The sequence below is a fragment of the Clostridium senegalense genome, assembly GCF_018916625.1.
In the GTDB taxonomy this organism is placed as follows: Bacteria; Bacillota; Clostridia; order Clostridiales; family Clostridiaceae; genus Clostridium_J; species Clostridium_J senegalense.
The window spans coordinates 168,572-184,257 of the sequence record NZ_JAHLNC010000007.1; the positions used below are offsets into that span (position 1 = coordinate 168,572).

At 26.7% G+C, this 15,686-nt stretch carries 18 protein-coding genes; 3 read left to right on the forward strand and 15 right to left on the reverse strand.

All coding sequences use genetic code 11. The features are described 5' to 3' along the window. Positions 1 to 254: 254 nt before the first annotated feature. On the forward strand, positions 255 to 998 hold the full coding sequence (rluF, locus tag KQI36_RS12895) for a 23S rRNA pseudouridine(2604) synthase RluF (RefSeq protein ID WP_216451214.1): 744 nt from the start codon (positions 255 to 257) through the stop codon (positions 996 to 998). 115 nt (positions 999 to 1,113) lie between these two features. Here rluF and KQI36_RS12900 read toward each other — a convergent pair whose 3' ends face one another. After that, complete coding sequence (locus KQI36_RS12900) at positions 1,114 to 1,719, reverse strand: LptM family lipoprotein (RefSeq protein ID WP_216451215.1); 606 nt, start codon at positions 1,717 to 1,719, stop codon at positions 1,114 to 1,116. A gap of 544 nt (positions 1,720 to 2,263) precedes the next feature. On the opposite strand from KQI36_RS12900, the gene KQI36_RS12905 reads away from it, so the two are divergent. Both KQI36_RS12905 and ispF read left to right on the forward strand, forming a co-directional pair. Beyond that, positions 2,264 to 2,452, forward strand: coding sequence for a hypothetical protein (locus KQI36_RS12905; protein ID WP_216451216.1), 189 nt, complete (start codon positions 2,264 to 2,266; stop codon positions 2,450 to 2,452). 292 nt (positions 2,453 to 2,744) lie between these two features. Continuing rightward, a complete protein-coding gene (gene ispF / locus KQI36_RS12910; protein WP_216451217.1) occupies positions 2,745 to 3,215 on the forward strand; it encodes a 2-C-methyl-D-erythritol 2,4-cyclodiphosphate synthase in 471 nt (156 codons plus the stop codon). 70 nt (positions 3,216 to 3,285) lie between these two features. Here ispF and KQI36_RS12915 read toward each other — a convergent pair whose 3' ends face one another. From KQI36_RS12915 to pyrB, 14 genes are all read right to left on the reverse strand, one after another. Next, positions 3,286 to 3,687, reverse strand: a complete 402-nt coding sequence (locus KQI36_RS12915; RefSeq protein WP_010293956.1) for a hypothetical protein — start codon at positions 3,685 to 3,687, stop codon at positions 3,286 to 3,288. A 200-nt stretch (positions 3,688 to 3,887) separates the two neighbouring features. After that, positions 3,888 to 4,076: a ferredoxin gene (locus KQI36_RS12920; RefSeq protein WP_216451218.1), complete on the reverse strand. Its 189-nt coding sequence runs from the start codon at positions 4,074 to 4,076 to the stop codon at positions 3,888 to 3,890. 138 nt (positions 4,077 to 4,214) lie between these two features. Continuing rightward, positions 4,215 to 4,715: a YhcN/YlaJ family sporulation lipoprotein gene (locus tag KQI36_RS12925; protein WP_010293961.1), complete on the reverse strand. Its 501-nt coding sequence runs from the start codon at positions 4,713 to 4,715 to the stop codon at positions 4,215 to 4,217. A gap of 87 nt (positions 4,716 to 4,802) precedes the next feature. After that, entirely contained in the window at positions 4,803 to 5,024 is a 222-nt protein-coding gene (locus KQI36_RS12930; RefSeq protein WP_216451219.1) for a hypothetical protein, read from the reverse strand. Positions 5,025 to 5,263: 239 nt separating this feature from the next. Next, complete coding sequence (gene argF / locus KQI36_RS12935) at positions 5,264 to 6,262, reverse strand: ornithine carbamoyltransferase (protein ID WP_216451220.1); 999 nt, start codon at positions 6,260 to 6,262, stop codon at positions 5,264 to 5,266. A gap of 53 nt (positions 6,263 to 6,315) precedes the next feature. Next, entirely contained in the window at positions 6,316 to 7,521 is a 1,206-nt protein-coding gene (arcA, locus tag KQI36_RS12940) for an arginine deiminase (protein WP_216451221.1), read from the reverse strand. 13 nt (positions 7,522 to 7,534) lie between these two features. Beyond that, positions 7,535 to 8,482: a carbamate kinase gene (gene arcC, locus KQI36_RS12945; RefSeq protein ID WP_216451222.1), complete on the reverse strand. Its 948-nt coding sequence runs from the start codon at positions 8,480 to 8,482 to the stop codon at positions 7,535 to 7,537. Between the two features lie 766 nt (positions 8,483 to 9,248). Beyond that, positions 9,249 to 9,818 carry an orotate phosphoribosyltransferase gene (pyrE, locus tag KQI36_RS12950; RefSeq protein ID WP_216451223.1) on the reverse strand — a complete coding sequence of 190 codons (570 nt, stop codon included), beginning with the start codon at positions 9,816 to 9,818 and terminating at the stop codon, positions 9,249 to 9,251. Positions 9,819 to 9,854: 36 nt separating this feature from the next. Further along, the gene (locus KQI36_RS12955) at positions 9,855 to 10,751 is read right to left on the reverse strand and encodes a dihydroorotate dehydrogenase (RefSeq protein WP_216451224.1); all 897 of its coding nucleotides are present in this window, start codon (positions 10,749 to 10,751) and stop codon (positions 9,855 to 9,857) included. Between the two features lie 46 nt (positions 10,752 to 10,797). Further along, the gene (locus KQI36_RS12960; protein WP_216451225.1) at positions 10,798 to 11,547 is read right to left on the reverse strand and encodes a dihydroorotate dehydrogenase electron transfer subunit; all 750 of its coding nucleotides are present in this window, start codon (positions 11,545 to 11,547) and stop codon (positions 10,798 to 10,800) included. A gap of 39 nt (positions 11,548 to 11,586) precedes the next feature. Further along, positions 11,587 to 12,465, reverse strand: a complete 879-nt coding sequence (pyrF, locus tag KQI36_RS12965) for an orotidine-5'-phosphate decarboxylase (RefSeq protein ID WP_216451226.1) — start codon at positions 12,463 to 12,465, stop codon at positions 11,587 to 11,589. Positions 12,466 to 12,495: 30 nt separating this feature from the next. Continuing rightward, positions 12,496 to 13,695, reverse strand: coding sequence for a dihydroorotase (locus KQI36_RS12970; protein WP_216451227.1), 1,200 nt, complete (start codon positions 13,693 to 13,695; stop codon positions 12,496 to 12,498). A gap of 14 nt (positions 13,696 to 13,709) precedes the next feature. Continuing rightward, a complete protein-coding gene (locus KQI36_RS12975) occupies positions 13,710 to 14,150 on the reverse strand; it encodes an aspartate carbamoyltransferase regulatory subunit (protein ID WP_010293976.1) in 441 nt (146 codons plus the stop codon). A gap of 23 nt (positions 14,151 to 14,173) precedes the next feature. Next, a complete protein-coding gene (gene pyrB, locus KQI36_RS12980) occupies positions 14,174 to 15,094 on the reverse strand; it encodes an aspartate carbamoyltransferase (protein WP_216451228.1) in 921 nt (306 codons plus the stop codon). Positions 15,095 to 15,686: the final 592 nt, after the last annotated feature.

Sequence of the window (15,686 nt, forward strand, 5' to 3'; positions counted from 1 at the left end):
AATATTATTTTTTTAAAACAATTTCACTAATCATTAGACAATAGCTTATAAAGCATACTTAAATTATACATTATGATTCCTTTAATTTGTATATTTATTTATATTTTTGTAAATTTAAATTATATTGTATAGTTATATAGTGAAAGAAGATACAGTAATTTATATAAAAATATTATATTTAATTTTTATACTTAGTTTTTAAGTATATAATATTATTATATACTTATAATATTTTTAGAAAAGGAAAGATGTATATGGATAAAAAAATCGCTTCAGGCATCAGATTGAATAAATACATAAGTGAAAGTGGATTCTGTTCTAGAAGAGAAGCAGATAGATTAATTGAAAAAGGCATAGTTTTTATAAATAAACAAAAGGCTGATATCGGTACTAAAGTCCTACCTAATGACATTGTAACTGTAAATGGAGTAACTGTAAAACCTAAAAGTAAAAAGGTTTATATAGCACTAAATAAACCTGTAGGAATTACTTGTACTACAGACACATCTATAAAAGGAAATATAGTTGATTTTATAAACTATCCTGAAAGAATATTTCATATAGGACGATTAGATAAACCTTCTCAAGGATTAATTTTTCTGACAAACGATGGAGATATCGTAAATAAAATTTTACGTTCAGGAAATAATCATGAAAAAGAATATTTAGTTACTGTTAATAAGCCAATTACTGATAATTTTATTAGATCTATGTCTAATGGCGTACCTATATTAGATACAATTACAAAAAAATGTTTTGTAAAAAAAGAAAGTACTTCTGTCTTCAGAATTATATTAACTCAAGGTCTAAATAGACAGATAAGAAGAATGTGTGATTATTTAGGATATGAAGTGATAAAACTTGAAAGAGTGCGTATTATGAATGTGACACTTAAAAACATTCCTTTAGGAAAATGGAGATACTTAACTGAAAAAGAACTGAGTGTTATAAATTCTCTTGTAAAAGATTCTGTAAAAACTGAAGATGCCTCTTTATAAAAGGCCTATTGAAGAAATATGATTTAAAACTGTATTTCTATATAAAAAAATTAAAGGTGATTTTTAAGTTTTAAAATCACCTTTAATTTATGAATTTTTTAGTATTATAAAAAATCTATTCTTCTTTCTCTGCTGGCTTTTCAAGGTCAGCTTTAAATAATGTTTTAAAATCATCATTAATTAATTCTTTATTTTCCTTTGTCTCTTTTAAGCTAGGTTCATCAGTTTCTGAAATATTAAACATAACTTCATAAACAGTAGTTGGTACTTTATCATCACCATAAACTACCACATAAGATTTTTGTGATTTTTCTCCGTTGGCGTTTTTATAGTAATCATAAACTTTAATTTTACTTAAATCTACTTTTTTATCTGTCATCTCTTTATCTATAATTTCTTTTGTCTTTTTAATATACTCTTCTTTCTTTGCAGCATTTACTTCTTTTTTTACATCATTTAATATTTTAATAGTACCTATATCATCATAGTAATAATCTTTTTCAGATACAGCATTTAATAATTGTCCAAATTCTTCATATTTAACTTCTTCAGCTTTTTCTTCAGTTTTTTCTTCATCCTTTTTATTTTCATCTTTTTTATTAGTAGTTTCTGTGTTTGTTGTATTTTCTTTTGTATCATTTTTATTAGTTGTATTAGCTCCACATGCTGTTAATGAAAATGTTAAAACTGCTGCTAACACAATTGATAATACCTTTTTCATTTCATATACCCCCAATTTAATTAGTTATTTTTTCCAATTGGCTCTTTTTCAATTATATCAATTTTTTAAAAGTTTTTCAATATTTAAAATAATCTTAATATTTTTAATTATTTTTTTTATAAACAATTAACAACTTTATCACAAAAATTGCAGTTCTTATGAAAAATTTGTAAATATTCTTATATTGTTGAAAAAGTTATTAACATTATCCACAGACTTCTTGTTGATAATCTGTTGAATTATTGTTAATACTTATTTATACTTTAATTTTTTTAGAATAATTTTAATGAAAATTAAAATAATATAGATGTGAGTACACTGTTTATTTTTAAATTATTTTTTATTCACATTATCAACATGATTGTTTATAATTTGTGGATAAGTTTCATATTATTTATTGTTTCAAAAATTTAACTGATAATTAATATTATTTAAAAACAATTAAAATTTGAATTGTTAAAATATTCTGTAATTTATGGTATAATTTTCTTATCAAATGTTTTTACTTCTTTCCCATACCACAAGCACATTGGGGGTTGATAAAATGTCTAATAACGTTATTTATGTAGACTTTAAATCTAGAAAAAAAATTAAAAATCATAGTAAATTATCTAGTTTTTTTTCTATAAAAAAAATCAAATCTTTTTTTAACAATAAAAATCCTAAAGAAAATAAAAATGATAAACCTTACAATATGAGATTAAAAATTTATAACTATAAAAATCAGTTATAAACATAGATATACAAAACTTTTAAAACAAAAATATAAGTTTATATATAATTTTACAATTCTATATATTATTTAATTTCAAATAATAGTTAGTATGATTATTTTCTACCCTGTATTTAATGATTATACTAACTGTTTATTTTTATAAATATTTTATACTTATTTTACTTTCTCCTAATATTTCGTATAATAAATAATATTAAGGATAAATCTATTTTATAATTATAATTTAATATTTTAAAAAATATTAAATTATTTATTTATAGATAATTCTATATTTGTTTGGAGGTTTTTTATGAGAATCGGACTAGGTTATGATGTACATAGACTTACAGATAACAGAAAACTTATATTAGGTGGAGTTACCATTCCTTATGAGAAAGGCCTTTTAGGTCATTCTGATGCAGACGTACTTATTCATGCCATTATGGATAGTCTTTTAGGAGCTGCAGCTCTAGGAGATATAGGTAAGCACTTTCCTGACACAGATGAAAAATACAAAGGAATTTCTAGTATGGAGCTTTTAAAACATGTCGGTGATTTATTAAAAAAACATAACTATACTATAGGTAACATAGATGCCACTATAATAGCCCAAAAACCTAAAATGGCTCCTTATATCGCTACAATGGTATCTAACATAAGTGATTCACTTAATATAGATTGTAATAAAATTAATGTGAAAGCTACAACTGAGGAAGGTTTAGGATTTACTGGAACTGGAGAAGGTATATCTTCTCAAAGTATATGTTTACTTATAGATTAATTATTATGTAAATAAAATTTTTATTTAAAGTTTAAAAGGATGCTTTTGCATCCTTTTCTTTATGAATCAATTATTCAACTGTTTTCTTTTCACTTTCACCTAATAATATTGCAGAAAGTCTTATAAGTGTCTTGATGTCTTCTTCTGTTAGTTTTTCTATACCATTAATACTTTCAAGATTTTCTTTTACCACATTTAATGCAGTTTCTTCTTTTACTGGATTAGACATGTTATTAAAGTTTTCTTCAACATATCTAACTCCATCCATTATTATTCTTAATATCTTTTTCGTATTTTCATCTGCTACTCCTAATTCATCTAACATATCAATAATTGTATATCCGAAATTTAGGAATTTATCATCTGGTATTATATTTTTCTTCTTCAACAGTCCTACAAGTATTCCAATTGCCAATACAACTAAAATTATAAGCAATGCTTGAACTAGACCATTTTGCATAAAAGCCTCCATAAATTCCCCTCCAAATTATATTTTATTATTATATATATATTCTAGAGACCTTCATATTGCTACAAATCTGACCAAATTTATATTTAATCATAAAAAAACACCAAAATAATTTTAATTATTATTTTGGTATTTCAAATAAAAAATATCTTATATAAAACATTTTGCAATTTAAATTATCCCCCTATATTATCTAAAGTAAACTAACATGTTTTTATTGCTTCAACAGGACAGTTTTTTTCTGCTTTTTTTGCATTGAATTCATTTATAACTGGAACTTTTTCCACTTTAACATAAGCCTTATCACCAACACCTATTTCAAAAACTTCTGGGCATAGTTTTGCACAACTACCACAACTGATACATGTTGCTTTATCAACTTTTGCTATCATATAATTACCTCACTTTTTATTTATAGTTTAATTATAAAATTCCCAACAATATATGTTTTTATTCTTGTTTCATTTTTAAAATTATTTCTTTTTAAAAAGAAAAACTCTACATATTTTAGTAGAGTTTTTATCTTATAATTACATTATGTCTTTTTTAAATCCTTCAAAGTCACCTTTTACATCTTCCCATGTTTTTCCACTACCTAAGTCTTCATACATTTTTTTAATTTTTACAGTCATTGCAGTATCATCACTAATTTTAACTGTAGTTACTTTATTATCTGTTTGTTTTATAGCATCTTCTATTGCTTTATTAACTTCTGTTTTAGAAGTTATGTCATCATTATATGCTACACCTACTACAGCTGTATTGTCATGAACAACAGCACTAGCTTCTTTTACACCAGCTATTGTTGCTATTTTTTCTCTTATAACTTTAGATCTTTCAAGCTCAGCTGATTTTTCATTACCTGTAGCATTGTTTGCATTTCCTTTATTGTTTGTCATACCATTATTGTTTGTCATACCATTTTTATTTGTTGTATTGTCAGTTGTGTTTTTAGTACATCCAACTAATGGCATTGCAAGAAGTGATGCTGAAAGAACTAACGCCATAAGTCTTTTAGAATTTTTATTCATTTAAATACCTCCTAAAATTATTATCTATTTCTCTATACTATTGTGCTCAACTTCAATAGTTTTTATTATAATTTTAGGAAATTAATTTTATACTGATATTACTTCTAAAAAAATATCTCTTTTTAATATATATTTTCCATCTTTAAATTCTAGCTCAAACTCACTTACAGTGCTTACTTTCTCAGCTTTTTCGACATGAAATACATATCCATATTTATTTTTATTTTTAAAAAAAATTTTATTATTTCTAACAACTTTTAATTGATTTCCTAAGTTATCATATATCATTGTTGGAATCTCATTAATCATAGCATCTCTCTCCCTTTAGTAAACTTTATGGTTGTCCTCATTGTCTTAATTCCCTTGTGTCAATGATATATAATATTAAGAATTCCTTATATTTATGATTAATATTTTATGAATAATATACATTCTTAAACTTTTAAATCAAATTTTACTTTTTAACCTAATTTATTAAATTATTATTTTTACATAAAAAATAATAAGGTATCTTAAAACTATTTTTAAGATACCTTTAAAATTAAAAATTATTTTCCTAAAGTAGCTACCATAACAGCTTTTATGGTATGCATTCTATTTTCAGCTTCATCAAATACTATTGATGCTTCACTTTCAAAAACTTCATCACTCACTTCCATTGCATCTATACCAAATTTATCAAAAACATCTTTTCCTACTTTCGTTTTTAAATCATGAAATGCTGGAAGGCAATGCATAAATTTAACATCTTTATTATTAGTTAACTCCATCATTTTTGAATTAACTTGATATGGTAGAAGAAGTTTTATTCTTTCCGCCCAAACTTCATCTGCTTCACCCATAGAAACCCATACATCTGTGTAAATTACATCTGCACCATTAACGCCCTCTCCTACACTATCTGTTATTGTTATTTTTCCACCAGTACATTTTGTAATTTCTAAACATTTATTTACTAACTCTTCCTCTGGAAATAATGATTTTGGCGCAACTATTCTAAAATCCATTCCCATTTTAGCTGCTCCAATCATAAGAGCATTTGCCATATTATTTCTTCCATCTCCAGTATAAACAAATTTTATTTCATTAAGTGGCTTTGTAAAATGTTCTCTTATAGTTAAAAAATCTGCTAATACTTGTGTTGGGTGATCTTCATTAGTAAGACCATTCCATACAGGCACCCCTGAATACTTAGCTAAATCATTTACTACTTCTTGTCCAAATCCTCTGTACTCAATTCCATCAAACATTCTGCCTAAAACTCTAGCAGTGTCTGCAATAGACTCTTTTTTTCCCATTTGACTTCCTGTAGGTCCTAAATAAGTTACATGTGCACCTTGATCATGAGCCGCTACTTCAAAAGCACATCTTGTTCTAGTTGAATCTTTTTCAAATAATAATACTATATTTTTCCCCTTTAAAGTTGGTTGTTCTACCCCTGCATATTTTGCTCTTTTTAATTCTTGTGCTAAGTCTAAAAAAAAGTTTATTTCTTTTGGTGAAAAATCCATTAGTGTTAAAAAGTTTCTGTTTCTTAAATTATACATTTTTAATACCCCCAAAATTATTTAAAATATATTATAATAATTTTCAATTTAAGCTAAATATCTTCTCTTACAAATGGCATAGACATACATCTCGGGCCACCACGCCCTCTTGAAAGCTCACTAGATTTAATAGCATATACTTCAATATTATGCTTGTCTAAAAGCTCATTTGTAACATAATTTCTATCATAAGTTATTACTTTTCCCGGTGATATAGCTAAGGTATTAGAACCATCATTCCATTGTTCCCTTCCTGCTGCTATTTTATCTCCACCACCACATCTTATAAGCGTAACTTCCGTTTTTAAAGCTTTACTTAATATACTTTCAAGACTTTCTTCACACTCTTTTGTAAGCACATTTTGGTTTGTTTTATCATAACTTATTTCTATTACTCTTAATGTATCTTCTATTTCTGGATGTATTGTGAATTTATCATAATCCACCATAGTAAATACTGTGTCCAGATGCATAAATGCTCTTATTTTTGGTATATTAAATAATAATATTTTTTTAAAGCTTTCTCCTGATTTAAAAATATTGCTTGCAAGCTTTAATATAGCTTCTTTATCTGTTCTTTCACTACATCCAATAGCTAATACTTCCTTTGATAATACTAGCTGGTCTCCGCCTTCTATACATGAAGGGTTGTCCATATCATAATATATATTCACCTTTGTATCTTTAAACCATGGATGATACTTAAATATATATTTTCCAAAAAGAGTCTCTCTTTTTCTTGCAACTTTTCTCATAGAGTTTAAAGATATTCCACTTCCTATACACGCAAATGGATCTCTCGTAAAATATAAATTAGGCATTGGTTCCAATAAAAAAGGATATTCACTTTTACTTTCTTTTAAAAGTATATCTTCCTTTCTGACTCCAGCCATAATAACATCAATCATTTCTTTAGGTAACATACTTAAAAGATACTTTTTTAGTTCTCCCTTTATTTTATTATCAATTAAATTACTTTTTAATAATATATCTTCTACAAACTGCTCCTTTATATTTGAATCTTTTATTGAATCTGTTACTAAGTTTTCTAAATATAAAACTTCTATACCATTCATTTTAAACACTTCTGCAAATTTATCATGTTCTTCACGTGCAATTTTTAAATATGGTATATCATCAAATAATAACTTTTCTAAATATCTTGGTGTTAAGTTTTCTATTTCTCTACCTGGTTTATGCAAAAGAACGGTCTTTAATTTACCTATTTCAGAATAAACTTTCACCCCTCTTTGTTCCATCCAGTATCGCCCCCTACTTTTTAATTATTTTAGTTCCACATTCCCCTTTTAATGCTTCCTTTGCTTTAGATAATGATGATATTATTGCCATTTTATTATCACCAAATTGAACAAATTTTTTGCACGCTTCTATTTTCGGAAGCATACTTCCCGGAGCAAATTGTCCCTCTTCTATATATTTGTTAATTTCTTTTATAGTAACAGACTTCAATTTTTTCTCTGTTGCTTTGTTATAATCTATACATACACTTTCTACTGCTGTTAATATTAACAAACAATCTGCATCTAATATCTCTGCTAATTTTTCTGCTGCAAAATCCTTATCAATAACTGCTGCAACACCTTTTATTGTATTGCCTTTTTTTATTACTGGTATTCCACCACCACCACAAGAAATAACTACCTTTTCATTTCTAACTAAATCTTTTATAGTTTCTTTTTCAATTATATCTACAGGCCTTGGTGAAGCTACAACTCTTCTATATCCCCTTCCAGCATCTTCTCGCATAATATACCCTTGATTTTTTTCTAAATTTTCTGACTCTTCTTTAGAATAGAATGAACCTATAGGTTTTGTAGGATTTTTAAAGCCACTATCATTTTCATCTACTAAAACCTGAGTTACTACTGTAGCTACTGACTTATTAATTTCCCTATATTTTAATTCTTCACTTATGGCATTTTGAAGATGATAACCTATATATCCTTGTGTAAATGCTCCACACACATCAAATGGAAATAAAATATTTTTATCATTATATTTTATAGCATCTTCAATTGTAGCTACTATTTGGCCTACTTGTGGCCCATTCCCATGTACTATAGAAATTGAATGTCCATCTTCTATTAAATCAACAATAGATTTCGCTGTCTCTTTACATGTTTTTAATTGTGATTCTGCACTTTTATCCTTTGGATTTGATTGTAGTGCATTACCCCCTAAAGCTAATACTATTTTCACAATATCCCCCCATTTAAAAACATATTTATTTTTATAATATTTTTTAATTCTTTCCCCAGAACCCTTTTTATTTAAAATACTTATTTATAATATCAATATCAATTAATTTTTAATTTTGTTGAATTTTTAATTGTCATGTGTTCTATATCTAATAGACTTGTTTCATTAGTATTAAAATTATGTTTAACATGATGTTTTATGCAGTGGTTTCATAAGATGTTTTTAATATAAAGTACTATTATAGTAAATAATTTTCTATTTTATGTCAAATTTACTATGATAAAGTATATTCATTTGCTATACATTTTTTTAATAAATATAAAATTATAACTTATTAACGATTAATTATATTTATATTAATTTATTTTTATAAAATTAAATATTATTTATTACTTTTTTCTTATTTTTTTTGTGAAAATATTGTTTTTATCTTAAATTAATAATATTTATATTACAATATAATAATATTATTTAAAAAATAAATTAATAAAATAATCTATTTTCTTACTTTTAATATTATACCTTAACAAGATATTTTTAAATTATAGAATATATATTATATATTTTTTTAATTACTTATAATGGAATATACAATATATGTGAATTTTTATGTAAATGTATATTTTTTGTAAATTTTTATTTATGTTTTATTTATTATATTTTTAGACCTTTAAAATTAAAAGGTTATAAGATATGCTTTATAAATATATATCTTATAACCTTTATTTAAACTTTAATTTTGAATAAATTTTTATTACTTTTAAAACTATTTAATGTTTCTACTACCTGGTTTTACATATGGAATACCTTCTTTACATAGTGGACATTCTTCTTTTTCGAAGTTCTCTACATTTAGCTTTATAGCACTATATAATGGTAATTTAAGTTCCGATACATCGCCTCTTCTATCAACAATTGAGCAGACCCCAACAACTTCTGCACCTAAATTTTCTAATAATCTGCACACTTCCATAGTTGATTTTCCTGTAGTTACAACATCCTCTGATATCATTACCTTAGTTCCTTTTTCTATTTCAAATCTAGATAAAGTCATAACTCCATTTCTTCTTTCTGTGAATATTCCTGGTTTTTTTAACTGTCTTGCTACTTCATAGGCAACTATAACACCACCCATAGCTGGTCCTACAACAATATCAAAATCTATATCCTTTATTTTATTTACAACAACTTTTAAAATTTTTTCTGCTTTATCTGGATATTGAAGTAGTCTAGCACATTGACAGTATTTGTTACTATGTCTACCTGATGATAATAAAAAATGTCCTTCTAATAATGCATTAGTTTCTTTTAATATATCTATAATCATTTTTTCCATTATAATTCCTCCAAGTCAAATTTATTTTATTATGCCTTATATTATTCCTCTTATATCATTTATATTTTTTATGTTTCTCTCTTTTAAAAAATTTTCCATACCATTTATAATATCTAGCATAATATCTGGTTTTATAAAGTTAGCAGTTCCTACTTGTATTGCCGAAGCTCCTGCCATTATAAATTCAATAGCATCTTGCCATGTTTTTATCCCACCTAATCCTATTATAGGAATGTCTACCACTTTACTTACTTCATTCACCATTCTAAGGGCTATAGGTTTTATCGCTGGACCTGAAAGTCCTGCATATATGTTTTCAAAGACAGGTCTTTGATTATATATATCAATTGCCATGCCTTTAAAAGTATTGACTAATGATAATGCATCTGCTCCTGCTTTACAACAGCTTATTGCCATCTCCTGAATGTTTTCAGCATTAGGTGATAATTTTACTATAAGTGGTTTACTGCAATATTTTTTTACTTCTTTAACTGCATCATATGCTATAGATGATTTAATCCCTAATGCCATCCCACCAGTTTTTACATTAGGACAGGATATATTAAGTTCTATCATATCTACATTACTACAGTTTAATTTTTTAACACCTTTAATGTATTCTTCTATAGAACCCCCACCTAAATTTGCAATTATTACTGTATTTAACTCTTCCATATTTTTCAGTTCTTTTTCTATAAATTTATCTACGCCTGGATTTTGAAGTCCAACGCTATTTAACATTCCAGATGGAGTTTCTTGCATTCTTACTCCACCATTACCATCCTTAGGGTTTATAGTCAATCCTTTAGAGCTTATTCCACCAAGTTTAGAAACTGGAAAGAACTCGTTATATTCTTGTCCAAAACCAAATGTACCTGATGCAGCTATTACTGGATTCTTCAGTTCAACTCCACATATATTCACGTTCATCATTAATCATCACCTCATGTACTAATCTTCAAAGCCCTATATATTTTTATTAAATTTCTATATCATCACCACAAAATACTGGTCCATCTTTACAAGTTCTTTTATTTCCTTGTTTAGTTTTACAAGTACACACTAAACAAGCTCCTATTCCACAAGCCATCTTTTTTTCTTCTGATATATAGACCTTTGTGTTTGTTTCTTTGCACATTTTCACTACCTTATTCATCATAACTTCTGGCCCACAGCATAATACTAAGTCATATTTATTTGTGTCTAATATATCTGTTATATAACCCTTATGGCCACAACTTCCATCTTCTGTTGATACATATATTTTTTTAATAATATTTTTCATATCTTCAATTCCATATGTTAAATCTTTAAACCCTGCATATAAATCTATATTTTCTTCTTTTAATAAGCTTAAAAGATATCCCATTGGAGCTATGCCTATTCCCCCTGATACTATTGCAATATTTTTACCTTTAACTTCTTCTACATTAAATCCATTCCCTAATGGACCCATTATTTTTATTTCATCACTTTGTTTTAACTTGCTTATTAGCTCTGTACCTTTCCCAACAACAGCATATAAAAACTCAATATAATCTCCATTCTTTCCAACGTTATGAACGCTTATAGGCCTTGATAAAACTGGTTCATCTTCCCAGCATCTTACCATATAAAATTGCCCTGGATTTGCCTTGAAATTTCCTGCTACTTTTATCTTATAAATTCCCTTTGAAATCTCTTTATTCTCTAAAACTCTATTTATTGTAAATTCCTTATTTAAATTCATAAAACCATCCTCATATATAAGATTTGAAAAAGCTTGCGATTACCCTCTTTTATTATTTTTTATAGCTAATCCTATTTCATCCCTCATTCTTATGACTTCTTCTCTTGCATATTTATCAAAATATTTTTCACCATCTTCATACTTTTTATATGCAAGAAGTATACCTCTTGATGAATTAACCACTCCACCATTTCCATCTTTTAAATACATAGCTACATCTTCTGCCGTTCCACCTTGTGCTCCATATCCAGGTATTAAGAAAAATGTACTATTTAATTTTTTTCTTAACATAACTCCTTCTTCTGTATGAGTACATCCTATGACTCCACCTATAGAACTATATCCACACTGTCCTAAGAAATTTTCTCCCATTTTGTTAAGTTTATCTCCAACTTTTGAATATACCTTTTCATTATCTAATGTATTTATATACTGTATATCTTTTGCACCTTTATTAGATGTTCTTATTAATACAAAAATTCCTTTTTCGCCTTTTTCAATATATGGTATATATGGATTTATAGTATCCAATCCCATATATGGGTTTAATGTTATAAAATCAACCTCAAACTCCCCTTCAAAGTGTGCTTTTGCATACATTTCAGCTGTTTTTGCTATATCCCCTCTTTTTATATCCCCTATAACAATTCCACCTTTTTCCTTTATATACCCTACAGTATTTTTATATGCTATAAGTCCTTCTAATCCCAATGCTTCATAATATGCTATTTGAGGTTTATAACAAGCAACAACATCTAAAGTTGCATCTATAATACTTTTATTAAATTGAAATATAACTTCTGATATTGATGAAAATTTATTAAAAAAATCTTTAGGTATGTAGCTTAGGTCTGTATCTAGACCTAAACAAACATGTCCTTTTTCTTTGACTATATTAAATAATTTATCTATTATCATTAAACGCCCTCTCATTCTACACTTAAACATCTAAATTTCATATTTATTATTTGAATAAACTATTTCACCATTTTTTATGGTTTTTATTATATCTCCATATACCTTTACACCATTTAACGGTGTATTTTTTCCCTTTGAATAAAATTTTTCTGAATCTATATCATATTTAGCTTCTAAATCTATTAAAACCAAGTCACCTTCATATCCAATTTCAATTTTTCCTTTTTTAACATCTAATATTTCACTAGGTTTTTTACTCATAATTTCACTTAATTTTTCTAAAGATATTCCATTTTCTTTTACTAGTTTTGTATAACACAAACTAAATGCTGTTTCTATTCCAGATATACCTGGTGCTCCACCTTCCTTATCCTCTTTACTATGTGGTGCATGATCTGTTGCTATAGCATCCACATACCCATCTTCTATAGCCTTAATTAAAAATTCTACATCTTCTTTTTTTCTTATTGGTGGATTTACTTTATAGTCACATTCATTTTCTAAAAACAAATGATGTGGTGCAACTTCACAAGTAACTTTTATCCCTTCATCTTTATATCTTATAATGTATTTCATAGCTTCCTTAGTACTTACATGTGCTATATGAACGTTAGCACCTGTTATCTTTGCAAATTCTAAATTACGTAAGGTCATTATATTTTCCGCTATTCTCATATCATATTTTGATAGATTTTCTTCTTCGCAGTGACACATAAGTATTAAATTTTTTTCTTTAGCTTTAACCATAGCATCTAACATAATTTTGCTATTCATTACATCTTTTCCGTCTTCTGATATAATTTTTATGGAATTATCTATCCTATCCAAATGACTTATATCTTTACCATCAAAACTATTAGTAATAGAAACTGTTTGATGTATATCTATTAAACCTATTTGATTAGCCTTACCTCTAACATAATTTACTGTATCCATAGAACTGCATACAGGATTTGTATTTGCCATTAGATTTACCATTGTATATCCACCTCTAACTGCAGCCTTTGAACCTGATTCTATATCTTCTTTATAGGTAAATCCAGGCTCTCTAAAATGTACATGTAAATCTACAAAAGATGGCATAAGGACATAACCTTTTGCATCTATAGTTTTACAAGATTTTCTTAAGTTTCTACCAATTTTATTTATACTGCCATCCTTTATATAAACATCACTTAAATAACTTCCGTAACAGTCTACAACTTTTGCGTTTTTAATTAATAATTCCACAAATTTAACCCTCCTTAGTTATAACGTATTTCCTTTACTTTTATAATCTCATCACAGTATTTACATCTATATTCTTTTTTCTCTTCATTGAATAAATAATGTGTATGAGTTATATACGGTTCTATTGACGTTATACAACGAGGATTTTTACACTTAATGATTCCTTCAACTTTTTTAGGAAGGGTTAAGTCTATTTTTTCTACTATTTTTTCATCTTTTATTATATCTACAGTTATACCTCTATCTATTAATCCTAAAACTGTATAATCTAGTTTCATAACATTTTCTATCTTTATAATATCTTTTCGCCCCAACTTTTCACTATGTGCATTCATAATTAAAGCAACTTGATATTGTGCTCTATCTAATCCTAAATAATTAAATATTTTCATTCCTCTTCCAGATTCTATATGGTCTATAACAATTCCATTTTTTATACTATTTATTGTTAACATAGAAAATCCCCCTCATCTTTTAATTACGCTAATCCTAAAAGTTTGCATATTAAAGCCATTCTTACAAACATACCGTATTTGGCCTGTTTAAAATAAACTGCCCTTGGATCATCATCAACTTCATATGCTATCTCATTCACTCTTGGTAATGGATGAAGCACTATCATGTCTTCTTTAGCTAACTTCATTTTTTCATTACATAGTATATAAGAATCTTTTAACCTTACATAATCTTCTTCGTTAAAAAATCTTTCCTTTTGTACTCTTGTCATATAAAGAATATCTAACTCATCTATTACTTCTTCCATTTTTTCTACTTGTTTAAATTCTATATTTTTTTCTTTTAAAATTCTTATTATATATTCTGGTACTTTTAACTCTTGTGGGGATATTAATATAAATTTGTTTCCTTCATATCTTGATAATGCCTTTATTAGTGAGTGAACTGTTCTTCCAAATCTTAAATCTCCACAACATCCTATAGTTAAGTTCTTTAGTCTTCCCTTAACTCTTCTTATAGTTAATAAATCTGTAAGCGTTTGTGTTGGATGTTGATGTCCGCCATCTCCAGCATTAACAACTGGTATATGTGAACTTTCTGATGCTACTAGTGCTGCTCCTTCTTTTGGGTGTCTCATAACAGCAATATCCGCATAACAAGAAACAGTTCTTATAGTATCTGAAATGCTTTCGCCCTTTGCAACTGAGCTTGAGTTTGCTTCTGAAAAACCTATAACATTACCACCTAATCTAAGCATAGCTGCTTCAAAACTGAACCTTGTCCTTGTACTTGGTTCAAAGAATAATGTTGCAAGTATTTTTCCATCACACATTTTGGCATATTGAGTGGGATTTTTTATTATTTCATCTGCCAATAAAAATATTTGTTCTAATTCTTCTAATGTGAAATCCATTGGTTCTATTAAATTTCTTCCTTTTAACATATAAAACATCTCCTTTTTACCTCACTGGGTTAATTTAAAGGGTATTTTTTGCAATAAAAAATGCTTTCCCAAAGGAAAGCATTTTAATTACAACTATATAACTATAGCTAATTTTAGCTACACTTATATAGCTATATTATTTTCTTCCCTTTCTGATCTCTCTGGATCAAATTTAAAAGGACATAAAGTTATTATCTTTAAAATAACTATATATAACCTTTAACTAATTGTCAATATATTTTATTTAAATTTAATAATAAATATTCACCTTTTTCTAAAATTTGTATATTTTAATATATAGATATATAGATTGAATTGTGTTATAATTAAAATACTTAAAGGAAACACTGCCAAAAATTTTATAAAGTTTTTTCTTTATATTTTGGCACACTAAAAATATAACCAATATTAAAATACAAGGAGGAAAATTTCATGAAAATTTCTTTTGATGATAAAACAAAAGCTGCTTTATTAAAAAAGCTTGAAAAAAATGATAAAAAATCATTTAGATTAATGATAAAAGGCTTTGGCTGAGGTGGCCCTACATTAGGTGCTGTTCTGGACGAACAGACTGAAAATGATATAGCGCAAG